The sequence below is a fragment of the Spirillospora sp. NPDC000708 genome (genome assembly GCF_040299565.1).
Taxonomy (GTDB): Bacteria; Actinomycetota; Actinomycetes; order Streptosporangiales; family Streptosporangiaceae; genus Spirillospora.
The window spans coordinates 80,999-102,066 of record NZ_JBEPCJ010000031.1 but is presented as its reverse complement, the minus strand read 5'-3'; the positions used below and the strand labels follow the sequence as shown (position 1 = coordinate 102,066).

20 protein-coding genes and 1 pseudogene are annotated in these 21,068 nt (G+C 69.8%); 13 read left to right on the top strand and 8 right to left on the bottom strand.

What is annotated here, in order from left to right:
- Window positions 1-70: 70 nt before the first annotated feature.
- The 6 genes from ABT299_RS22870 (at window position 71) to ABT299_RS22845 (ending at window position 9,231) form a co-directional block, all read left to right on the top strand.
- A complete protein-coding gene (locus ABT299_RS22870) occupies window positions 71-379 on the top strand; it encodes a pore-forming ESAT-6 family protein (RefSeq protein ID WP_387033311.1) in 309 nt (102 codons plus the stop codon).
- 62 nt (window positions 380-441) lie between these two features.
- Window positions 442-1,413 carry a TNT domain-containing protein gene (locus ABT299_RS22865; RefSeq protein ID WP_500251931.1) on the top strand — a complete coding sequence of 324 codons (972 nt, stop codon included), beginning with the start codon at window positions 442-444 and terminating at the stop codon, window positions 1,411-1,413.
- Window positions 1,414-1,431: 18 nt separating this feature from the next.
- Entirely contained in the window at window positions 1,432-2,751 is a 1,320-nt protein-coding gene (locus ABT299_RS22860; protein ID WP_387033307.1) for an EsaB/YukD family protein, read from the top strand.
- Between the two features lie 10 nt (window positions 2,752-2,761).
- Window positions 2,762-3,736 (top strand): nucleotide-binding protein, encoded by a 975-nt coding sequence (locus ABT299_RS22855; protein ID WP_387033306.1) that lies wholly within the window; start codon window positions 2,762-2,764, stop codon window positions 3,734-3,736.
- Window positions 3,737-3,826: 90 nt separating this feature from the next.
- Window positions 3,827-7,852: a type VII secretion protein EccCa gene (gene eccCa / locus ABT299_RS22850; RefSeq protein WP_500251930.1), complete on the top strand. Its 4,026-nt coding sequence runs from the start codon at window positions 3,827-3,829 to the stop codon at window positions 7,850-7,852.
- On the top strand, window positions 7,852-9,231 hold the full coding sequence (locus ABT299_RS22845; RefSeq protein WP_500251929.1) for a DUF6177 family protein: 1,380 nt from the start codon (window positions 7,852-7,854) through the stop codon (window positions 9,229-9,231). The genes eccCa and ABT299_RS22845 overlap by 1 nt, the downstream gene beginning before the upstream one ends.
- Window positions 9,232-9,283: 52 nt before the next feature.
- Here the strand turns inward: ABT299_RS22845 and ABT299_RS22840 are convergent, their stop codons facing one another.
- From ABT299_RS22840 to ABT299_RS22825, 4 genes are all read right to left on the bottom strand, one after another.
- Window positions 9,284-9,832, bottom strand: coding sequence for an OmpA family protein (locus ABT299_RS22840; protein ID WP_500251928.1), 549 nt, complete (start codon window positions 9,830-9,832; stop codon window positions 9,284-9,286).
- Window positions 9,829-10,431 carry a hypothetical protein gene (locus ABT299_RS22835; protein WP_500251927.1) on the bottom strand — a complete coding sequence of 201 codons (603 nt, stop codon included), beginning with the start codon at window positions 10,429-10,431 and terminating at the stop codon, window positions 9,829-9,831. The genes ABT299_RS22840 and ABT299_RS22835 overlap by 4 nt, the downstream gene beginning before the upstream one ends.
- 231 nt (window positions 10,432-10,662) lie before the next feature.
- Window positions 10,663-10,884 carry a VOC family protein gene (locus tag ABT299_RS22830; protein WP_500251926.1) on the bottom strand — a complete coding sequence of 74 codons (222 nt, stop codon included), beginning with the start codon at window positions 10,882-10,884 and terminating at the stop codon, window positions 10,663-10,665.
- A 2-nt stretch (window positions 10,885-10,886) separates the two neighbouring features.
- Window positions 10,887-11,159, bottom strand: coding sequence for a hypothetical protein (locus tag ABT299_RS22825; RefSeq protein WP_387033294.1), 273 nt, complete (start codon window positions 11,157-11,159; stop codon window positions 10,887-10,889).
- A gap of 301 nt (window positions 11,160-11,460) precedes the next feature.
- Between ABT299_RS22825 and ABT299_RS22820 the strand changes: the two genes are divergently transcribed.
- A complete protein-coding gene (locus ABT299_RS22820) occupies window positions 11,461-12,300 on the top strand; it encodes a transposase family protein (RefSeq protein WP_500251925.1) in 840 nt (279 codons plus the stop codon).
- Window positions 12,301-12,328: 28 nt separating this feature from the next.
- Here the strand turns inward: ABT299_RS22820 and ABT299_RS22815 are convergent, their stop codons facing one another.
- The gene (locus ABT299_RS22815) at window positions 12,329-13,300 is read right to left on the bottom strand and encodes a helix-turn-helix domain-containing protein (protein ID WP_500251924.1); all 972 of its coding nucleotides are present in this window, start codon (window positions 13,298-13,300) and stop codon (window positions 12,329-12,331) included.
- A gap of 178 nt (window positions 13,301-13,478) precedes the next feature.
- On the opposite strand from ABT299_RS22815, the gene ABT299_RS22810 reads away from it, so the two are divergent.
- Window positions 13,479-14,399 (top strand): LysR family transcriptional regulator, encoded by a 921-nt coding sequence (locus ABT299_RS22810; protein ID WP_387033288.1) that lies wholly within the window; start codon window positions 13,479-13,481, stop codon window positions 14,397-14,399.
- An 83-nt stretch (window positions 14,400-14,482) separates the two neighbouring features.
- Window positions 14,483-14,920, top strand: a pseudogene (locus ABT299_RS22805) (IS5 family transposase); the annotation flags it as partial.
- A gap of 142 nt (window positions 14,921-15,062) precedes the next feature.
- Here ABT299_RS22805 and ABT299_RS22800 read toward each other — a convergent pair.
- Window positions 15,063-15,692 carry a TetR/AcrR family transcriptional regulator gene (locus tag ABT299_RS22800; protein ID WP_387033369.1) on the bottom strand — a complete coding sequence of 210 codons (630 nt, stop codon included), beginning with the start codon at window positions 15,690-15,692 and terminating at the stop codon, window positions 15,063-15,065.
- Window positions 15,693-15,804: 112 nt separating this feature from the next.
- Between ABT299_RS22800 and ABT299_RS22795 the strand changes: the two genes are divergently transcribed.
- Window positions 15,805-16,749: an alpha/beta fold hydrolase gene (locus ABT299_RS22795; protein WP_387033371.1), complete on the top strand. Its 945-nt coding sequence runs from the start codon at window positions 15,805-15,807 to the stop codon at window positions 16,747-16,749.
- Between the two features lie 91 nt (window positions 16,750-16,840).
- Here the strand turns inward: ABT299_RS22795 and ABT299_RS22790 are convergent, their stop codons facing one another.
- Complete coding sequence (locus ABT299_RS22790; protein WP_500251936.1) at window positions 16,841-17,584, bottom strand: IS5 family transposase; 744 nt, start codon at window positions 17,582-17,584, stop codon at window positions 16,841-16,843.
- Window positions 17,585-17,783: 199 nt separating this feature from the next.
- Between ABT299_RS22790 and ABT299_RS22785 the strand changes: the two genes are divergently transcribed.
- On the top strand, window positions 17,784-18,980 hold the full coding sequence (locus ABT299_RS22785) for an MFS transporter (RefSeq protein ID WP_500251923.1): 1,197 nt from the start codon (window positions 17,784-17,786) through the stop codon (window positions 18,978-18,980).
- A 66-nt stretch (window positions 18,981-19,046) separates the two neighbouring features.
- Here the strand turns inward: ABT299_RS22785 and ABT299_RS22780 are convergent, their stop codons facing one another.
- Window positions 19,047-19,361, bottom strand: coding sequence for a hypothetical protein (locus tag ABT299_RS22780; protein ID WP_500251922.1), 315 nt, complete (start codon window positions 19,359-19,361; stop codon window positions 19,047-19,049).
- A gap of 77 nt (window positions 19,362-19,438) precedes the next feature.
- Here ABT299_RS22780 and ABT299_RS22775 point away from each other — a divergent pair, with 77 nt between their 5' ends.
- Both ABT299_RS22775 and ABT299_RS22770 read left to right on the top strand, forming a co-directional pair.
- Window positions 19,439-19,930, top strand: a complete 492-nt coding sequence (locus ABT299_RS22775) for a Tn3 family transposase (RefSeq protein WP_500251935.1) — start codon at window positions 19,439-19,441, stop codon at window positions 19,928-19,930.
- Window positions 19,931-19,975: 45 nt separating this feature from the next.
- Window positions 19,976-20,614 (top strand): LysE family translocator, encoded by a 639-nt coding sequence (locus ABT299_RS22770; RefSeq protein WP_500251921.1) that lies wholly within the window; start codon window positions 19,976-19,978, stop codon window positions 20,612-20,614.
- The last annotated feature ends 454 nt before the right edge of the window (window positions 20,615-21,068 follow it).

Here is a 21,068-nt window from a genome sequence, read left to right as displayed (position 1 = left end):
GCCGTCTTCGACAACACGAAGTTCCACGCGACCTGACCGCTCACACCCACCCCGGAAAGACCATACGACGATGACGACCGGAAGCGATCGGCGCAGTTACGACCTCGGCGCCTCAGCCGAGGCCCAACTCAACATCCAATTGATCGTGAACCAGCTGGAAACGTTGATCGGGCTGCGTGACGCCGATGTGCGGGCCGCGCTGGCCGATTGGGAGGCCACCGGGGTGTCGGACGACTACCACGGCAAAGAGGGCAAGTGGCTGGCCGCGGCTCATGAGACCCGCGAGATCATCCGCTTGGTGAAGGCGACGCTTGAGGACAATGACGGCATTGCGCACGGGACGCTGCGGAAGGCACACGCGATCGTCCAGGAAATCTGATCGGGGGCTCACTCCGTTCGCGGGCCGGGCGGACCGATCCGGAGCGATGAAGGGCTGCACCGGTGGCTCGCGACTATGACGCTCAACTGCTGGAGTCCGTGGTCGTGCGCCGCAGGCGGCTCCGTGACGCGCTGATGTTCGGCCCGCAGCGCCATCGCCGGGAATTCGGCGAGAGCACCATGAAGATCGCTGTCGGGATGTGCGTGGCGGCGGTGCTGTGTGCGGGGATGGTCGGCGTGTCCTTTCTGCGCTCGACGCTGGACGAGCAGCACCGGCAGCAGAAGGAGCAGCAGGTGCAGTCGCAGACGGCCCCACCCAGCGCAGGGACGGAGGTTCCCGCGAGCTGGGTCGGCGCCAAGGTGACGTTCGCGATGTTGCGGACGGCACTCGACCAGGCCAAGGTTCCGCGCGGCCTGTACGTGTTGCCCGGCCAGGCACGTCCCGGGGGCGGGGCCGCCTCCAGTTACTACGTTATCGCCAAGGAGAGCGACCGCTACTCCGGCGGCGTGGTCGAGTTCGAGCAGGGCAGGATCGGTGGCCAGTTCACCACTGAGGACGAGGCGTCCCGGTGGCTGTACGGGGAGCTGGTCATCCGGGAGCGTCCCGCGCGGCCGCTCGACGCCCGCGCCGAGCAGGCCGAGATCGGCCGGGGCGCCGCGCTGGCGGCGGACGCACGCAAGAAGATCACGCGGAGCGGCCGCGCGTCCATCGCCTATACGCTCCCGCAGGGCGCCCTGGTGGACGCGTTCGGGCAGGAGAGCGGGTCATTGCTGTTCCCGTACGGAACGCCGTTCGCGCCGCGCGGACTGCCCGCTGGGGTTCACCCGGCCTCCGGCTACCACCGCTACCGCGTCGTCCAGCAGTTCTCGGTGACGGCGTCGGTCGCGGCGCCCGTGAACGGCGGTCCGGGCGGTGGTGTGCGGTTCACGGTCGACGCCGGGTTGTTCCAGCAGCCGCCCGTGCTGCCCACGGTCCGCTGGTTGCTGCGGACCGGATATCTGGAGCGTGTCACCGGCACGGTCGTGCCCAGGTGAGCTGTAGAGAGAGGTCTCATGTCCACGTGGAGCAGGGTGACCCTGGTCGGCGAGACGCGCCGGCTCGACATGGTACTGCCCGCGCGAACGCCGGTCGGCGCGCTGATGCCGGACGTCCTGGAACTGCTGGGTGACCGGGTGCTGAGCCCGCCGCGGCTGCGGCACCTGGTCACGTCCACGGGTGTGGTGCTGGATCCCGCCGCCAGCCTGGCCGACCGGCGGATCCCCGACGGCGCGATCCTGCGGCTGGTGCACGCCGACGAGCCGCTGCCCACGCCGGTGGTGCACGAGGTTCCCGAGGTCGTGGGCGAAGCGTTGGACGGCCGCCCGTCCTCGTGGGGCCCGGAGGCCGCGCGCTGGACCGCCACCGCGACATTCGCCGTGCTGACGTTCGCCGCCGGGCTGGCGGCGTCGGCCGCGTTGCCCGCAGACGCGGCGCCCGGTGTGCTGGCCGGGGCCGCCGCCGCGCTGCTGGGGTGCGGCGCGGCGGTAGGACGGTTCTGGCGCGAGCCCCTCGGCAGCGCGATCACCCTTGGCGGCGGCACGGTGGGCGCGCTCGCGCTGTGGAACGCGACCGACGCCGCGCCGGGCGCCGGACGCTGGGCCGCGATGGCGGCGTTGGCCGCCGTCGTGCTCGCGCTGCTCGGGGTCACGTCGCCCCTCGGCCGCGGTGGCCTGCTCGGCGGCGGGACGGCGGCGCTGCTGGCCGCCCCGGCCGCCGTCTGCGCCGCGCTCGGGCTGGACGCGCCGCGCGCCGCGGCGGTCACCGCCCTCGGCTGCGTCGTCCTGCTCGGTTCGATCGTGCGGCTGGCGGTCTCGCTGTCCGGGCTGACGGCGCTGGACGACCGGCGCGACGCGGGCGTCGCGGTGCTGCGTGGCGACGTCCTGGGGGCGTTGGACGGCGCGCACCGCAGCCTGGCCATCGCCACCATCGCGGTGTCAGTGGCGGCGACCGCCGCCGGGCTCGGCGCGCTCACCCGGCTCGACGGCTACACCGCCGCGCTGGCGGTGCTGCTGGCGCTGATCCTGGCGGGCCGGGCGCGGGTGTTCCCGCTCGTGGTGGAGAAGGTCGCGCTGTTGGCCGCCTCCGTCGCGATCGTGGCCGGTCTGGGGGTGCGCGTCGCGGCCGCCTACTCCTGGGGGGTCTCGCCGGCGCTGGCGGTGCTCGCGGTGGCGCTGGCCGTGCCCGCCGCCGTGCTGGCGGGCGACCGGCCCGAGCATGTGCGGGCCAGGCTGCGCCTGGCCATGAACCGGACCGAAGCGCTGGCGATGGTGGTGATCGTGCCGGCGGCGATCGGTGCGTTCGGCACCTTCGAGCGCCTGCTCGGCACCTTCTGAAGGAGTTCGTGTGGCTGATCAGGACCAGACCAGGCCCGGTGCCCTGGCCGAGCGCACGAGGCTCGACCCCCTTCCGCGTTGGCCGCCCATCGCGCCGGATGACCTCGTCCTCAAGAACGTGCACGGCGACTCGATGATGCGGCGCCTGCGCCGTGCCGCGGCGGGACCGTTCCGGGCGGCGGAGGACGTCCAGGCCCTCGAGGTGAGCGGCCACTGGATCCAGCACCCGGTCACGACGGGCCGGCGGATCGCGGTGACCGGCATTCGCGGCGGGGCCGGAAAGAGCACCGTCTCCACGCTCATCGCCGCGGCGTTCGCCCGCTTCCGGCGGGACCGCGTGCTCGCCTTGGACCTCGACCCCGAGTTCGGGTCGCTGCCCCTGCGGCTGGGCGTACGCCCCGGCAGGTCCGCAACCGACCTGACCCGGGTGGCCGTGGGGACGGCCTCGTTCGAGGAGGTCGAGACGCGGCTGGAACGGCTGGGCGAGCGGCTCTGGGCGCTGCCCGGCTCTCGCGACTTCATGGGGAGCGGTCGGCTCGACGCCGCGGCATACCGCTCCGCGGGACTGCCGCTAAGCCGGTTCTTCGGCGTGACGATCGCCGACTGCGGGGCCGGTATCCGCACGGACCTGCACCGCGCGGTCCTGGCCGATGCGCACGCCCAGCTGCTGGTCACCCCGGCCACGCCGGAGGGCGCCGCGAGCGCCGGGGCCGCCCTCGACTGGCTGGGCAGGAGCAACCTGCGCGGCCTCGTGCCGCGCACCATCGTGGTGTTCACCGTCCACAGCTGGACCGGCTCGCGGGCGTTCGACCTGGCCGGCGCGCGCAGGATCCTCCGCGATGCCGGGGCCGAGGCGCTCCTGCTGGGCTACGACGGCCACCTGGCCATCGGCACGACCATCGATCCGGAGCACCTGGGCTACTCGGCAAGGATCTCCGCCATCGAGCTCGCCGCCGCCGCGTTGCGGGCCGCGCTCCGTCCCTGAGCCCCCGAGAAGCCCCGAGAAGCCCCGAAGGAACAGTGCGGTTTCAAGGTAACCGTCAAGCAACCGCCGTCGAGCATTTGAGGAGACGCCGTGACGACCCGGGTGGTGCATCGGCCCGCGCGTACCGTCCATGCCGCGCCGGAACGGACCGTCCAGAAGATCGAGGCCCCGCCCGCGCTGCCGGAGTCCGGTACCGCGGGCGGCCAGCTGATGACCCTGCTGCCCGTGGTCGGCATGATGTCCTCGCTCACCGTCATGACCGTCCTGCGCAACCCCGCCTTCATGGCGCTCGGCGCGGTGATGCTCGTGGTGGCGGTGATCGCGGGCGGCGCCCTGCTGGTCTCGCGGCGCGGGCAGGCCGCGCGGCAGCGCCGGGGCCGCCGCGAGCGGTACCTGGACTACTTGGAGGAGCTTCGGGAGACGCTTGCCGCCGAGGAACGAGAAAGGCGGGTCGGAGCGCGGGTGCTGGATCCGCCACCCGAAGCTCTCTACGACGTGCTGCGCGACCCGGCGCGGCTGTGGGCACGGCGGCGCCGGGACGCGGACTTCCTGCGCGTCCGGATGGGGACGGGCCTGGTGCCCGGGCAACCGCTGGAAGTAGGAATGCAGGCGTCGGCGATGACCCCCGCGGACCCGTTCATGCTCGCGGAGGCGCGCGCTCTGGCCGAACGGTTCGGGACGTCCCCCGACATGCCGCTGGTCCTGCCGCTCGACATGGCCGGCGACGTCAGCGTGGTGGGCCCGCGCGAGGACGCGCTGCGGCTGCTACGTGCGATGGTCGCGCAGCTCGCCACGTTTCACGCGCCAGAGGACGTGGCCATCGCCTACGGCGGCCGGCACGTTCCCGACTGGGACTGGCTGAAGTGGCTGCCGCACGCGCATGACCAGCACCGCCGGGACAGTGGCGCGCCGCTCCGGCTGGTCGCGACCAATCCGCAGCGGGTCGCCGCGCTGCTGGCCGACGATCTCGCGGCCCGCACCGACCTCGCGGCGGAGGTGGCGCGCGGCCTCGGGACGCGCGAGGCGCTGGGCTTCCAGCGCCGACTGGTGGTGGTCCACGACACCCACGGCGGACCGGCCGCCGAGCTCGTCCGGCCCGACCCCGCCATCGCTGTCGCCGACCTGGCCGCGACCGTCGTGCATCTGGTGGAGCGACGCGAACACGAGCCCGGCGAGGTGAACATCCGGATCGTGGTGGACGGCGACCGCATCGAGGTCACCGACCTGCGCGGCGAGGCCGCGGTGACGATGACGGGGACGGTGGACCACGTCCCGCCCGGGATGCTGGAGGGCCTGGCCCGGATGCTGGCGCCGCTGCGGCTGTCCCGCGAGTCCGCGGAGGAGGCCGCGGCGCAGGGCGGCGAGGTCGACTTCGCCTCGCTGGCCGGCCTGGACGACCCGGCCGACGTGGACGTGGCCCGGTTGTGGGCTCCGCGCTCCGAGCGCGCCTTCCTGCGGGTGCCGATCGGGATGGACGAGGCGGGCCGGCCGGTGATCCTCGACCTGAAGGAGGCGGCGAGCCTTGGGATGGGGCCGCACGGCCTGTGCGTGGGCGCCACCGGGTCCGGCAAGAGCGAGCTGCTGCGCACGCTCGTCCTCGCCCTCGCCTGCACGCACTCTCCCGAGCAGGTCAGCATGGTCCTGGTCGACTACAAGGGCGGCGCGACGTTCGCGCCCTTCGAGTCCCTCCCGCACGTCGCCGGGGTCATCACCAACCTGGAGGACGACGCGGGTCTCATCGAGCGCGCGTACGCGAGCCTGTCCGGTGAGGTGCAGCGCCGCCAGCAGGTGCTGCGCGACGCGGGCAACATCGCCAGCATCGGCGACTACAACCACCTGCGCGCGCAGCGGCCCGATCTGCCCCCGCTGCCGCACCTGCTGGTCATCATCGACGAGTTCGGCGAGCTGCTCACCGCGCGGCCCGACTTCATCGAGCTCTTCCTCTCGATCGGGCGGATCGGCCGCAGCATCGGCGTCCACCTGCTGCTGTCCAGCCAGCGCGTCGAGAGCGGCAAGCTGCGCGGCCTGGACACCTACCTTTCCTACCGGATCGGGCTGCGCACGTTCTCAGAGGAGGAGAGCCGTACCGTCCTCGGCACCCCGGACGCCTTCCACCTGCCGGCCCTCCCCGGCTTCGGCTACCTCAAGGTCGACACCAGCGTGTACCTGAGGTTCAAGGGCGGCTACGTGTCCGGAGCGTACCGGGACCAGGCTGATGCCGTCGAAGAGACCACCGCGCGGACACCGCCGATCTACCCCTACCCGGTGCTCAACCGGAGCGAGACGGCCAGGCGCCGCACGGAGACGGAGGCGAACGGCACCGACGAGCCGAGCCTGCCGGAACGGATCGCCGGGCCAAGACTGCTGGACGTGGCGGTCGCGTCGCTGTCCCGGCACGGCGTCCGGGTCCAGACGATCTGGTTGCCGCCTCTGCCGTCCCTGGTCACGCTCGAGGGGATCTGCGGCCCCGTCCAGGTCACCGCCGCCGGGATGCATCTTGCGGGCGCCCGCGGCAGGGGGCTGGAGGTGCCGGTGGGCCTGCTGGATGACGCCCGCCGGCAGTGGCAGGACGTCTGGCGGCTCGACCTCGCCGCGGCCGGCGGGCATGTCGGCATCATCGGCGGCCCGCAGACCGGCAAGACGACGCTGCTGCGCACCCTCGCGCTCTCGCTGGCGCTCACCCGCTCCCCCTCCGAGGTGTCGGTGTACGGGCTGGACCTGGTCGGCGGCGGGCTACGGGCACTGGAGGGCCTGCCCAACGTCGGCGGGGTGGCCGGCCGCACCGACCACGAGCGGATCCGGCGGACGGTCGAGGAAGTCCACGGCATGCTCGAGCACCGCCAGGAGGTCTTCCGGAACCGCGGCATCGACGGGGTCGCGCGGCTGCGCCGGATGCACGCCGACGGGCTGGTGCCCGAGCTGCCCTGCGCGGACGTCGTCCTGCTCATCGACGGCTTCGGGGCCATCCGCAGCGATTTCGAGGAGATCGACGACATGGTCGCCGACCTGCTGCAGCGCGGCGGCGGATACGGCGTGCACGTCGTCGCGGGGATGCTGCGCTGGAACGACGTGCGGATCGCGGCCCAGTCCAACTTCGGCCAGCGCGTCGAGCTGCGGTTGAACGACCCGTCCGACTCGGCCGTGGACCGCAAGCTCGCCCAGACGATCAGTGCGGACCTGCCCGGCCGCGTCCTGACCGAGGACAGGCTGTTCGCGCAGGTCGCGGTCCCCGGCATCGCCGGGACGCCCGACCCGTCCGCGCTCGGCGAGGCCGTGGAGTCGGCGGTCCGCGCGATCCGGGACGCCGCCGCGGGGCCCGTCGCGGCGCCGGTCCGGGTCCTGCCGGACCGGCTGCCCGCGCGCGACCTGCCCGGCCCGGCGGACGAGCCGAGGCTCGTGCCGATCGGCGTGGACGAGCGGTTCCTCGGCCCGGTAGGGCTCGACCTGTTCGGCGGCGACCAGAACCTGCTCGTCCTCGGCGACGGCGGGTGCGGCAAGTCGAACCTGCTGCGCCTGGTCGCCGACGGCCTGATGGCCCGGTACGCGCCCGGGGAGATGGCGTTCGCGATCATGGATCCCCGCCGCACGCTGCGCGACGCCGTCCCGGCGCCCTACCTCGGCGGATACGCCACCACGCCGCGCGTGTGCGCCGGGCTGGCCGCGAACGTGGCGCAGGAACTGCGGGAACGGATGCCCGACGACGTCGCCGCGGGAGCCGGCGGCACCGTCCCGACACCGAGGATCGTGATCCTGGTGGACGACTACGACCTGCTCACCACGGCAGGGCAGCAGCCGCTCGCGCCGTTCCTGCCGTTCGTCGCCGGCGGCCGCGACATCGGTGTGCACTTCGTCGTCACCCGCCGCACCGCCGGTGCGTCCCGCGGCATGTACGACCCGCTCGTCCAGGCGATGCGCGAGATCGGCACCGGGGCGCTGCTGATGTCCGGCGACCGGTCGGAAGGCCAGCTGTTCCCCCGCGTGTACGCGGGCCCGCAGCCGCCGGGGCGAGGACTCTGGCTCCGTCACGGGGACGCTCCCCGCCTCATCCAGACCGCGCTGGTGGACGAGCCGCCCGGCGTCCCCGCGTGGCGACCGTCCGCCACCCGGGAGGCCTGATGACCTACGAACTCGTCGTGCTGACCCAACGCGAGCCCGACGCCCTGGACCTCGTCGACGCGATGGTGAGCGCGGACGACACGCTGTGGGTCGGCGACATCGGTGACAGCACGCTCGTCCAACTCCGCGACGAGTCGGGCCGGGTGTTGGTGAGCATCGGGACCGCACAGCGGGTCGAGGTAGAAGGCGAGGTGGAACGGGTGCTCGGAGACGCCGTCACCGCCGGCCTGACGGTCCCGTACTGGCAGGTGGAGGCGCGCGTGCCCGACGACGCGCCGGAGGGCCCCGCCGTGGCGCACCGCTTCGCCGCCGCACTGGCCTCCCGGCTGGGCGGCGCGGTGTGGCCGCCATCGCCGCCGCAACCGCGGAGAGGCGTGATCGAACGTCCGGCCGTCGACCTGATCTCGGAGAAGAGCGTCGTCATCGTGCAGGAGCGGGAGGTCGTGCCGATGTCGTCATGGATCACCGACATGATGGCGCGGTGCGCGGACGAAGACCTGGCGCTCGCCGTGCTCACCCCGCTCGGCAGCCGGATCACGCTGCCACTGCGGCTGGCGTTGAACGGCACGCAGGCACGCTGGGTCGTGCAGGACGCGGACGACGGCTACTACGACGGGCTCTCCGGGCTTCCGCTCGACTGGGACGGCAACGGGTTCGTCCTGGCCGAGCGGGCGAGGACGGGCGGCCTGTCGGCCACCTTCCTGCGCGGCCCCGAGGACGCGGATCTCGGCCACCACGTCGTCGTCGACCTCCGTGTCGTCCACGACGCCACGGAGGAGCTGGTACTGGGCTCGGCGATCGAGGAACTGGCGCTGGCGCTCGCCGGCGCCGCCCCGGCGGGATGGGGCGCCGGCGAGCCCGCCGTGGCACGCTGGGACCGGGCCGCTCTGACCGCCCTGTGCCGCAGCCGCGCACCCCGGCCGACCTGGCTGGTATTCACGGGCGGCCACGGGGAACCGGGCCCGCTCTTCGGCGGTGCGGTGCGGGTCTCCCGGGTCGATGCGGGTGTCAAGGAAGAGATCACGCTCGTGGTGTCGCCGCCGGAGGACACCTGGTCGCCGGACGCCCTGGACGCCCTGGAGTCTCTGGCGGACCGGCACGCGGGAAACATCGAGCTCAGCACGCTCACCGCCCACTGGACGCCGGGACGTCCCGACCTGACCTATCCGGCCCGCCTGCTGGGTGTCCCCCTCCCCCTCGCGATGGCACTCGGTCCGGTCGGCGTCGCCGAAGCGGGCAGGGAGCGTGTGCTGTCGGCCGCGGCGAAGGGCCGGCTGATCGGGGATCCGACCGAACCGGGAGCCTGGTACACCTTCGACGCCGACACCTCCGACGCGCCGTGGAGAGGGCTGAGCGACCTCATGCGGCATCTGACATGAGCCCTCAAGGCCCCCTCAGGCAGGCCGGCGCCCTTCCGGAGGCGATCCCAGGTCAGCGCTTGACGAAGGTGATCTCGACGCGCCTGTTCTGGGCACGCCCATCGGGATTGTCCTTGCCGCCGATCTGGTTCGGGGCGACAGGTCTGGTCTCCCCGAACCCCTTGGCCTGGATCCGGCCATCGAATCCCCCGCCAAGCGCCTGCTCGAGTCCGGCCTTGACCGCTCCCGCGCGCTCCGTGGACAGCGTCTGGTTGTAGCGGGGACCTCCGATGGAGTCGGAATGCCCGGAAACCATGATCACGCCAACGGCCTCCTTCACCTGGGGCGCCAGTCGCGAGATCCGCCGGCGGGCGGCATCGGTCAGCACGGCCTTGTCGAAGCCGAACAGCAGGTCGGACGAGATCCGCACGGTGACGTTGTTGCCGTTCGTGTTGATCGTCTCCAGCTTTTTTACGGAGGAGGAGACGTCGATGGCCTTGACAGATTGGCGGATGCCCTCATCACTGACCCCGGGATCGGCTCCGGCGACCCCGGGAAGACCGAGGACCATGAGGACCACACCGGCAACCAATGCCGTCCGCTTCCTGCCGGGCGACCTCATCGCTGGACCGGAACGTTGGAGAAGAAAGGCCACTGGCCGTAGTGAACGTCCAGGGACCTCACGTTGGCCGGCGGCGCCGCGAAGGTATAGGTCGGAGCGGCGCACTGGCCGTTCCCGACATAGATCGATACGTCGTCATCCTGCACTTGGCGCTCGTCGCTGTCCTTCACCACGACATATCGTTCGGCGTTGACGGTATCGATCAGCTCGGGGGCCAGTGGAGCCGAGTTGTTCAACTCGTACGGACTGGCCTTCTCCCCTGTCCCTTGGGGAAGGGTCGGCTTGATCCGCATCGTCAGGATCGCGAATTTGTCCTTCACCAGCAGACCTACGACGGCGACCTCTACGGTTCCCCCGGCGAATCGCTGGAGCTTCACGTTGATCGGAGCCACCAGCGGCTGGGCGTTCTCCGCCCCCACACCGCCGCCGATACAACCGGTGGCTGACGCGCCCGCCTGAGCCGGAGCCGAACTCTGCGTTTCCACCTTCTGCCCGGTCATCTCGGGCTTCTTTTCGCCCCCACCAGAATCCCCGCATCCCGCGAGCAGGACGCTCGCCGCCGTGGCCAGCACCGCCCCCCGCCCGATACCGATCTTCATTACCCGCCTCCTACCGGCGCCCGGGTCTACGCGAATTGCGCGCGGTGCCACGGCCCACCGGCTCGCCTTCCGCTGCGGCCCTCAAAGGGCATACCGCGCCCAATCTCGCATGCGCATGACCGTCCAGCCTTGTCGACCAGTGCACAGACCTTGACAATCAGCCGCCGGGTGGTGTGCGTCATGGAGGCCCGTCCGGCGACGAGCAGCGGCAGCGGAGGCTGAAACCAGGTATCAGACGCCGGCTTCGAGGGCGAAGGTATTGCCGTCCGGGTCCTGGAACCACGCGATACATCCGACCCGAGGAGTGATCCCCTTGGCGTTGTGTTCGAACCGGTCGTAGCGGGCGAGCTCGACGCCGGACAAGGCGAACTCCTCGACGATCTGATCGATGTCGTCGACGTACCAGGTCGCCGGTGTCGCGAGGGTCTTCCCGGCGGTGACCGACTGGCACACGTTCAGCGCCGGCCCACGTAAGCGAAAAAGGCCCGGAACCGACCTCGGTTCCGGGTCAGATCCCAGGGATCCTTGTTCCAGATCACCTCACCGGCATAGTCGCCATTGTGGTAAGCGACAATGAGCCACTGCTCGTACGTCTCCCCCACGCCCTTGTGGAGGTACTCGAAGCTCAACGTCTCGGCGTTGGCGGCGGGGGCGACTGCCGTAAGGGTTCCGGCCGCGAACACTGAGGTCGCGGCGAGAAGGTACCCGATTCGGGACCTGACCTTCATTTGCTCTCCTCTGGTGAACGGATGCACTGCTTCCTGGCCTCCAGGAGTCCACTCGCTCCGCAAGAGGCCACGTACTTTACAGTCCGGAAGCCGGGCATTATCGCAGCCGATCACTTTTCCAAAGGCCGCCTGCATACGAACTGCCGGAGAGCCCCTCTCGCGGGCTCTGCGGCCGCCCTTAGGCAATGCGATATCGAGGCTCGGCGGTTGATCGGCCAGGGAGCCGTTCGGTCGCGGATAAGGAGGGCGACGGCGGATTGTGCTGGGTCTTGCAGGGCGGCTCGGAGCGCCGCGGCGATGCATGGATGACGTCGCGAACACTCATCAGGCGCAGGCGTGGAACGGGTGCGAGGAGTGGCACTGGGCCGACGAGCAGGACCGGCACGACATCCTGCTCACCGGCCTCAACGAGCCGCTCTTCTTGGCGGCCGGGATCGAGGCGGGTCACCGGATCCTCGACGTCGGCTGCGACGCGGGCCAGAGCACACCGCTGGCGGCGCGCCGGGCGAAGGATGGGCACGCCGTCGGCATCGACCTGTCGGGGCCGACGCTGGAGGCGCCGACTCTGATCGCGATCGACCGGGCCGCCGCCGACCGGCCCCACTACTCGGGAGCATCACCGCCCCGCGCGAACCTCCAGGTCATCACCGCGCCGGCCAGTGCCTTGCCGTGGGTGTCGAGGCCAGTGCGCGGATCGGTCCACGACCCGACCGCAGCCCGCATCCGAAGCCTCATCCTGCCGTCGGCCGCCGCCGGACTGCCCGTGCTGGCCGACAAGCCGCACCAGGGCACCAGCGCGCACGTCCTCACGCCCTGCAAAGGACACGACAAACCCGAACCACACAAGGACGCCGACCGTGCACACGCCAAGCCCCGCGCGCCCGCAGAACAAGCGAACACCCAACTCAAGTCGCGGCGAATCCTCCGAAAGCAAGACCATCCACACTCTGCAACCCCGCAAGACCACATCACGTCGAAAAAGGGTTCACCGATGCTGCAGCAGGCCCCGCTGAAAGTTTGGGAAGCAGCGATAAGAGGGGCGTCACGGCCTACCTCGGCGTGCCTCTGGGCTGTACCGCTGGACACCGGGACCCGAGCAAGCGCGGAACGGGTCTCGCCCTCGCACCACGGGGCGCAATAACGATTGTGTGACGCGACGGCACAAGCGCCTAGGCTGCGCTTCTCCAGGCCTGCTCGCGATAGTCCTTTGGAGGGGTTCCGTAGGCAGCGCGAAAGGCACGTGTAAAGGTCGGATGATCGCGAAATCCCCAGTGCGTCGCGATCCTGTGGACGGGTATGGCGTGCATGGCCGGATTGCTGAGGTCTCGCCGAGCGCGCTCGAGTCGCTGCTGCCGGATCCACGCCGCCACCGTGGTGTTGCGTGTGCTGAAGAGCCGGTGCAGATGGCTCAACGAAATGTGGTGGGCGTGAGCGACGGTCTCAGGTGACAGACTTGGGTCGCGCAGGTGCTGCTGAATGAATGCTTCGATGCGCAGCAGTAGACCGTGGCGGCTCGAACTCTGAGTCGCCGTGTCGGCCTCGAGGTGGTGTGCCAGGGCGGCGGCCAGGAGATCATGAGTGATCGTCCCGAGCCGGGAGAGGTCGGCAGGCCGGTAATCGGCGGCACCCGTGGTGAGAGTAGTGAGGTACTGGACGAGGAGGCTGCCCACACCCGTTCGGCCGCACAGCGGTACCGCCGAGAGTCGCCTGATCGCGTCGGCGGGAAGGCTCAGCAGCGCCCGTGGCACGTGCGCGCGTACTAGCGTGGCCCTTTCACTGCCTGTGGCTATCCTCAACCGGAATGCCCGAGAGCTGTCGTACAGCGCGTAATCTCCGGAGTTCAAGATCGCCTCACGATGCGCCTGACTCAACACCAGTTGCCCGTGAAGGGGAAAGATCACCGAGCACAGTTCGGGGTCGCTCCGCCGGATGAATCTGGGAGTGCGCAGCACTTCAGACGGCGAAGCGGTCAGTTCGACGACGTTCACCGCACCGAGATCCAGCGCCCGCATGCTTGCCCGGAACTCTTGAGGGAGATCACTGGCCAATCGCATCGGGTGCGAACTATTGATGAAGATCTCGTCGAGCGTAGTTAGGCGGTCTCCCGGCGACCAATCGTCGCCGTTGAAGATCATCTGCATGACTGGTCATCCTTGGATGCAACCTGGTTACCGCCCTTGGCGGGGTTGGAGCCTTCGCGGCCTACGCGTTGGTCGCGTTGTGGCCTGAGGCGGGAGGCGGCGGAACCTGTGTCAGGATGCCGTACACGATTGCTAAGGTCCACCAAGCATTTCTTCATACATCTGTTAGGACAGCTTGATGTTGGATCCAGTGCGGCTCATGCTGCTCTGCGAACTCGCTGATCGCGGGACCATGACCGCGGTGGCCGCCGCCTGCGGCTACACCTCGTCCGCCGTGTCCCAGCAACTCGCGGTCCTGGAGCGCGAGGCGGGAGTGGCGCTGCTGGAGCGAGACGGACGCAGGGTCAAGCTCACGCACGAGGGGCGGCGCCTCGTGGCACACGCCCGCATCGTTCTCAGCGCATTGGAGACGGCCGAACGCGATCTGCGGTCCGCCGACGTTCCGCGGGGGCCGATCGACGTTGCCTGCTTCTCCACCTTCGCTAGCGTGCACGTGGTGCCCGCGCTGGCCGCCGCTCGCGAGCGCTATCACGAGTTGGGCATCCGCCTGCACGAGCTGGAACCACCTGAAGGCATATCCGCTCTGCGCGCGCGGCGGTGTGAAGTGGCCGTGTGCTACAGCTACAACCTCACGCCGTCCCCGCCACCTGAGGAGTTGACGGTTCACCCCCTTGTCACCGAACCGATCCTTGTGGCGTTGCCGACGGATCCTTCCGGCATCCTGCAGGTGGAACGGGGCCGGGCCGACCGGCAGGGGATCACTCTGGACCGCCTGACCGACGCTGAATGGATCGTCGGGTCGAGGGAGGGGGGTAGTACCGCCCTGATCAGGCGAGCTTGCGCGCTCGCCGGCTTCGCGCCACAGATCACGCACGCAGTCGACAACTACGAGCTCGTTCTTCGCATGGTTGCCCACGGGCTGGGGGTGGCGCTGGTACCGCTGCTCGCAGCCGAAGCTTATGGTCTGGCGCCAGGCGTTACTCTGTGTGAAATAAGCGATGTCGAGCTCACCCGATCCATCTTCGCTCTAACCCACACTTTGTCCGGTACCAGGCCCGCGGTCGACGCTGTACTCAACCTGCTCGGCTCCACGAACTAACGGTGCGTGGGCGGACGCTTTCACTGGCGATGAGCCGTGCGCGGCTCCAGGCGGTTAAGATCGTGTCTTGATTGGTGATTGCTCCTGTCGACCACGGCAAGAACGGGTCGAAGATCCACGTGCCGGTCGACCGTGCCGGTCTGCCGATCTGTGTCGGGATCTCAGCGGCCAACACTCACGACAAACTCGGGCTGGAGCCGCTGGTGCGCAGCATCCCGCCGGTCCGCTCCCGGCGCGGGCCACGGCGTCGACGTCCCACAAAGCTGCACGCCGACAAGTGCTACGACCATGCCGACCTGCGCAGGTTCCTAGGCGGCCGCGGCATCGTCGCGTGGATCGCCCGCCGCGGTGTCGAACGCTCCGACCGACTCGGCCGACACCGCCGGGTGGTCGAGCGCACGATGTCGTGGCTGAACGGCTTCCGCCGCCTACACCGCCGCTACGAACGCAAACCCGCACACTTCCAGGCCTTCACCGGCATCGCCACCGCCCTCATCCACCACCGCCACCCCACCAAATAAGACGCCGTCTAAATCCGTGTTCGCGTCGAACGCGGCGCGTGGGAGATGAAGCAGGCGATCGAGGCCGCTGATCGGCTGCATGCCGGCCTTTGACGCGGTAGCCGATCCGGTGCCGGAGCTCGATGAGCGGCAGCGGCTCCCTTCACGTGCGCTGCTCTTCGCCCGGGGCGAGGGTGTGGACGATGGCGTGGACGGTCGCCACGACGTCGGCCTGAGTGAAGGAGGCGTTGCCGGAGATCATGTCGTGGAGGGCTGCGTGCGCTCCGTGATAGAGGATGTCGGCGAAGACCTGCGGAGAGCCCGGACGTAGCGCTCCGGAGTCCATGCCGCGTTCGATCGCTTCGGCGAGCAGGTCGACGACCTGCTGGTTGGTCTCGGCACAGAGAGCGAGCGCCTTGGCGTCGGCGGACCCGTAGACGATGCGGTGCAGTTCGGCGTGCTCCACGGCATGCTCGATCAGCCGCTCCAGCAGCGCGGCGAGCGCATCGACCCAGGCGTCCCCGAGAGTCCGGTCTTCCAGGATGTCCTCGGCCAGTTCCAGGTAGCCGGCTACATAGCGTTCCCACAGGGCGGCCACGACCTGTTCCTTGGTCGGAAAGTACAGGTAGAAGGTGCCCTTCGCGACGTCCGCCCGCGTGGTGATGTCGCTGATGGTGGCGTCGGCCACGCCCCGCTCGGCGAACACCCGCAGGGCGGCGTCGAGCAGGTCGGCGCGGCGCTCCGCGGCCGGCTTCACCACGCGCTTGCGCGCACCTGCTGACCCCTTGCTCATGGGCGTGCCCCCGTCACCTTGACTGACCACCGGTCAGTATTGCAGACTGACCACCGGTCATTTAACTGACCGATGGTCATTACTGTACCGGCTTCCTGAAGGAGCGACACCGATGAGCCTGCGTTCCGCACTCCCGCTCGCCGCCGCGACGATCGCCCTGCCCCTCCTGCTGAACCGCGGCCGCGGCGAGACGATCCCCATGGACGCCCACGCCAGACAGGACGCGCCCGGCACCTTCGTCCGGCTCCGCCACGGCATCACCCACGTCGAGGTGGACGGCCCGGAAACAGGCGAGCCGATCCTGTTCGTGCCCGGCGCGACCCTGTCCCTGTGGGTGTGGGATGGCCTGTTCGAGCGGCTGGCCCGGGCCGGATACCGGACCATCCGCTTCGACCGGTACGGCATCGGCTTCAGCGACCGCCCCGACATCGTCCACGACCAGGCGCTGTTCGAGGAGCAGATGACCGACCTGCTGGACGCGCTCGGCGTCGACCGCCCGGTGACGCTCGTCGCGCTGGCGTTCGGCGGTCCGATCGCCGCCGAGTTCGCCGTGCACCACCCCGAGCGGGTCTCCGGGGTGTGCCTGGTCTCCCCCGACGGGTTCGCGACCCCGCTCAACCTCGGACTGCGCCTGTCCCAGCTGCCCGGGATCGGCCTGCCGTTCTTCCGGCTCATCGGTGACCGGGCGCTCAAGTCCCGGCTGCCCGGCTACTCCCGCGACCCGCGCGTGGTCGCCCGCGTCCAGGCCCGCCTGCTTCCCGAACTGCGCTACAAGGGCTTCAAGCGCAGCCTGCTCTCCGCGCTCGGCAACGTCCCCGTCCACGGCGCCGAGTACCTGTACCGCTTCCTGGACACCACCGGCATTCCCGTCCAGGTCGTGTGGGGATGCCAGGACCCGATCACCCCCATGCCGCCGGAACAGGTGCTGCGCACCGTCTTCTCCAGCGCCGACCTGCGCCTGCTCGACAATGCGGGGCACCTGCCGCACTACGAGCGTCCGGACGCGACCGCCGCGATCGTCCTGGACTTTCTGAACGCGCACAAGCGAACGGCATGACGCCGCACGCCGCGCGGGGAACACGCCCGACGCTGTCCTTCTGGTCGCATGGCTCTGCCAGCCTGAAGGGGGTGATCACTAAGACGGCGTCTTATTTGGTGGGGTGGCGGTGGTGGATGAGGGCGGTGGCGATGCCGGTGAAGGCCTGGAAGTGTGCGGGTTTGCGTTCGTAGCGGCGGTGTAGGCGGCGAAAGCCGTTCAGCCACGACATCGTGCGCTCGACCACCCGGCGGTGTCGGCCGAGTCGGTCGGAGCGTTCGACACCGCGGCGGGCGATCCGCGCGACGATGCCGCGGCCGCCTAGGAACCTGCGCAGGTCGGCATGGTCGTAGCACTTGTCGGCGTGCAGCTTTGTGGGACGTCGACGCCGTGGCCCGCGCCGGGAGCGGACCGGCGGGATGCTGCGCACCAGCGGCTCCAGCCCGAGTTTGTCGTGAGTGTTGGCCGCTGAGATCCCGACACAGATCGGCAGACCGGCACGGTCGACCGGCACGTGGATCTTCGACCCGTTCTTGCCGTGGTCGACAGGAGTCGGGCCTGTCAGCTCTCCCCTTTGGCGGCCCGGACGCTGACGGAGCCGATGGCACACCGCGACCAGTCCAGTTCGCCGGCCGCACCCACTTCGTCCAGGATGCTGCGGTGCAGCTTGGCCCCGCGCCTGGGGCCACTCGGTGAACCGGCGTTGCACCGTCTGCCAGGACGCACCGAAGATCGGCGGGAGTTGCCGCCAGGTGCAGCCGGTGCTCGCCACGAACACGATCGCGGCCTGCGCGTTGCGGTCATCGGCCCGGCACCGTCCACCGCCCTGCGGCCGGGCCGGCGCAGGCGGGGCCACCCGCTGGAACAACTCCACAACTCGTCGCGTGCACCGTGCAGCGCGCGTGAGCGCGCGCGGTCAGCGGGCGCTGATTGAGGCACCCACCTCCTTGGCCAGGCTTCCCCTCGCTCATGACATGAGAAAATCTTCTCGAGAACGTCATTTTCGAGCTAGTGTTTGAGGCAAGTTGAGATGAAGTTCTTGAGCTGGAGAGCCCATGGGCAAGCGAGTTGCGCTGGTGATGGCGGCGTTCGCGATCGTGATGGCCGGACCGAACCTGCCGACCCCGCTGTACCCGTACTACCGAGCGAGTCTGGGCCTCAGCCCATTCGGTCTCACCCTGCTCGTCGGTGCCTACTTGGTGGCATTGGTCGCGGTTCTGCTGTCAGCCGGATGGTTCGCGGGGCGATCCTCGCCGCGCGCGCTGCTGACGGCCGGACTGGTCATCATGTCAGTGTCCGACGCGCTCCTGGCGTGCCCTCCGACGACGATGGGCCTGGTCACGGGGCGAGCGCTGGAGGGTTTCGCGGTGGGCGCCTCCACGGGCGCGGTGGCGGTGCTGCTGGGACATCACGGGTCGGTGAGAACGGGATCGGTCCCGGCGGTGTGCGCACTGCTCGGCTCAGCGGCCGGCACGGCCCTGACCGCTGTGCTCGCCGAATACCTCCCGTGGCCGCATACGCTCGTATACCTCGTCCATGCCGCGGCGAGCCTGGCATCCGGGGCGTTGCTGTGGCTTGTCCCGGCACTGGGACGGCCACGGCGCGGCGATGCCGGACGTTCCGCGGGCGGAGCGGTCGTGCGGAGCGGGGGCGTCGCGCGGTTCCGGGTGGCGTGCGCATCGGGGATCGCCGCCTGGGTGACCGCAGGGCTGGTCGTGGCGCTGGTCCCGAGCTATTCGGTGCTTCTGCTCCAAGCGTCGGATCTCATCGAGGTGGCGATTCCCGTGGTGGTCTTCCTGGTGGCCGCAGGCGGCGGTTCGATGGCGGCGGGCCGATGGCGGCCGCGCGCCGAAATTCCGATCGCGGCACTGCTGATGTCCGCGGGCCTGGTGATGGTCGCGATCTCCGGGCCCTGCCGGTCGACCTCCTTCCTGATCGCGGGGACGCTGGTGACCGGTGTGGGGCAAGGACTCGGCTTCCGGAGCGGCTTCGCCGCCGTGCTCGCGTTGTCGTCCCCCGAACGGCACGGGATCGCGGCGTCCTGGTACAACGCCGCCGCATATCTAGGAGCCGCCGTCACGACTCTCGGCATGGGGCTCATGGCCGGAGGGGTCGGTCTGGGAAACGCCTTCTGGATGGCCGCGGTGCTGTTCACAGCAGGCGCGCTGGCCCTCGCGGCCATGGCGTTGAAGCTGTTCTCCGGATCAGAGTCGGAGGCACTTCCCGAGCCGGCCACCGAACCGACGACCTGAGCCGGGAAGGACGTGGAGGGCGTGCGGACGAGAGCCGATGCTTCTCGTCAGGGAGCGAAGACCGCGCTATCCGACGGTGCACACCAGGCGCTGAGGAGAGAGGCGGTCAGGGAGCGGGCGACGTGTCGCGTCGGCGACGACACGTTCGTCGAACAAAGTGATCCACAACAGGATCGCGTAGTCGATGTCCTGGTCGGGCACGGTGCCCCGGCGATTAGAGGTGAAGTGCCGATAGACGGTGGCGATCGCGACGTTGCGCGCGCGCCAGGTCGGGCAGGCTGAACTCGGTACCGCTGCCGGCGAGCAGTTCACCCGCCGGGTCCAGAAACCGGTTCCGGGTACGAGCGGCATCTCGGCGCAGCCGCTCTGCGGGCAATCCAACCTCACGATCGTCGGTACGAGGGACTACCTCTCGGTTCGCTCACTTCACTCTCCTGCGCGTCGCCGGCGCCCGCTTGGTGTCGGTGGAGGGTCAGCGGACGACGGCTCGTTTTCGCCTCAACCGCAATACCTCTCATCCCACCTACGCGGCGATGCTGGACGTCGGCCACACGCAGAAGACCATCTTCGTCGCCCGCTATCTTCGGCTGCGGGAGCTGCAGCGCGAGATCGAGGAGGGCCCGAACGTAATGGAGGCCTCCAACCAGGCCTGCTCCGTCATCGCCTACAGCAAGGACGGCGAAATCGCCTCCAACCGGCGCGAAGAGCAGGAGATGTTCGTGCTCTGCCTGCGGATCCTGCAGTCGGCGCTGGTCTTCGTGAACACCCTGGTGTTCCAACAAAGCCTGGCCGAGGACGGGTGGGCCGAGCTTTTCACCGAAGCCGGCTGGCGCGGGCTGAGTCCGCTGTTCTGGTCGCACGTGCGCCCCTACGGCGAGGTGGACTTCGACACGGGGACCGCTTGGACTTCGCGAGCGGGACGGGGACTGAGACCGGCCGGATCACCGTAACGGCCATTCTGGCCAGGGTGGAACGTTTCTCGCTAATCTCTCGGGATGCCCACCCAGATGTTGCAGTTCCTCGCCGTGGTCGCCGTCCTGATCATCACACCCGGGCCGGACATGGCCCTCGTCCTGCGCAACGGCGCCAAGGGCGGGGCCGGAGCGGCCTGGCTGACCGGGCTCGGGTGCTGCGTCGGGATCGCGGTGCACGCAGGGACGGCGGTGATCGGATTGTCAGCGCTGCTGGCGGCGACGGCGACGGCGTTCACGGCCGTGAAGCTGGCCGGGGCGACGTACCTGGTCTACCTCGGGGCTTCGGCTCTATGGCACACGCGCGGGCGGCATCTGCAAGGGCAGGCGCAGCCCCCCGCCGAGCCCTCGCCGGACGCCGTGGTGCCGGGGCGCGGGGCAGCCTTCCGGCAGGGAGTGCTCAGCAATCTCCTCAATCCGAAGATCGCCCTCCTCTTCCTCACCCTCATCCCGCAGTTCATCGCCCCGGACGAGCCCAGGCTCGCCACCACGACCGTCCTCGCCGTGACCTTCCTGCTCATCGCGGTCGCTTGGTGGAGCACGTTCTCCCTGCTGGTCGGCGCGCTCGGCCGGGCGCTGCAGCGCCCGCGCGTACGGCTGCTACTGGAGCGGTTCACGGGCGCGGTGCTGGTGGCCCTGGGGCTCCGGGTCGCGATGGACTAGACGAGTAGTCCCGAAGTGATCCCTGGTCGAAGACGATCAGTGCTCGGCTGCGTCGCACTCCTCGCCTATCCGCAACCTGTATGCGGCGGTTAAGGCGCTTGGGCCGGGCGGCCCGCGACCCGTCACCGGAAGGGAGGTTGTGACCGGTCATCGTCACTCTGCTCGGTATCCGTTCTCGCCCTGTTCATGTCAGTCTAGGAACATCATCCCTTTGTGTCCCACTTGAGCCTTGACGCAGAGGGCCCCGCCACGCGTTGCCCTGTCGGGCCGCACTCGTCGTTCATGGACTCCATCTCCAGTATCTGGAGGGAACGCTCCCGCAGTGCGGCTTCTGCTGCTGGACCTGGTCTGAGCCAGTGCAGCGCTGCGGTGGCCCGCACGAGCCAGGCGCCCGTTCGTGCGCCGCATCGAGGGTTCCGGACGGTACGGTCATGAATGCGATTGACCAGCGCAA

Excerpts from the sequence above, each read along its gene's own strand:
- ABT299_RS22825 (WP_387033294.1), bottom strand. The coding sequence starts at position 11,159 with ATGAAGGTCAGGTCCCGAATCGGGTACCTTCTCGCCGCGACCTCAGTG.
- ABT299_RS22810 (WP_387033288.1), top strand. The coding sequence starts at position 13,479 with ATGTTGGATCCAGTGCGGCTCATGCTGCTCTGCGAACTCGCTGATCGC.
- ABT299_RS22785 (WP_500251923.1), top strand. The coding sequence starts at position 17,784 with ATGGGCAAGCGAGTTGCGCTGGTGATGGCGGCGTTCGCGATCGTGATG.
- ABT299_RS22835 (WP_500251927.1), bottom strand. The coding sequence starts at position 10,431 with ATGAAGATCGGTATCGGGCGGGGGGCGGTGCTGGCCACGGCGGCGAGC.
- ABT299_RS22820 (WP_500251925.1), top strand. The coding sequence starts at position 11,461 with ATGGATGACGTCGCGAACACTCATCAGGCGCAGGCGTGGAACGGGTGC.
- ABT299_RS22870 (WP_387033311.1), top strand. The coding sequence starts at position 71 with ATGACGACCGGAAGCGATCGGCGCAGTTACGACCTCGGCGCCTCAGCC.
- ABT299_RS22800 (WP_387033369.1), bottom strand. The coding sequence starts at position 15,692 with ATGAGCAAGGGGTCAGCAGGTGCGCGCAAGCGCGTGGTGAAGCCGGCC.
- ABT299_RS22860 (WP_387033307.1), top strand. The coding sequence starts at position 1,432 with ATGTCCACGTGGAGCAGGGTGACCCTGGTCGGCGAGACGCGCCGGCTC.
- ABT299_RS22795 (WP_387033371.1), top strand. The coding sequence starts at position 15,805 with ATGAGCCTGCGTTCCGCACTCCCGCTCGCCGCCGCGACGATCGCCCTG.
- ABT299_RS22840 (WP_500251928.1), bottom strand. The coding sequence starts at position 9,832 with ATGAGGTCGCCCGGCAGGAAGCGGACGGCATTGGTTGCCGGTGTGGTC.
- ABT299_RS22845 (WP_500251929.1), top strand. The coding sequence starts at position 7,852 with ATGACCTACGAACTCGTCGTGCTGACCCAACGCGAGCCCGACGCCCTG.
- ABT299_RS22815 (WP_500251924.1), bottom strand. The coding sequence starts at position 13,300 with ATGCAGATGATCTTCAACGGCGACGATTGGTCGCCGGGAGACCGCCTA.
- ABT299_RS22770 (WP_500251921.1), top strand. The coding sequence starts at position 19,976 with ATGCCCACCCAGATGTTGCAGTTCCTCGCCGTGGTCGCCGTCCTGATC.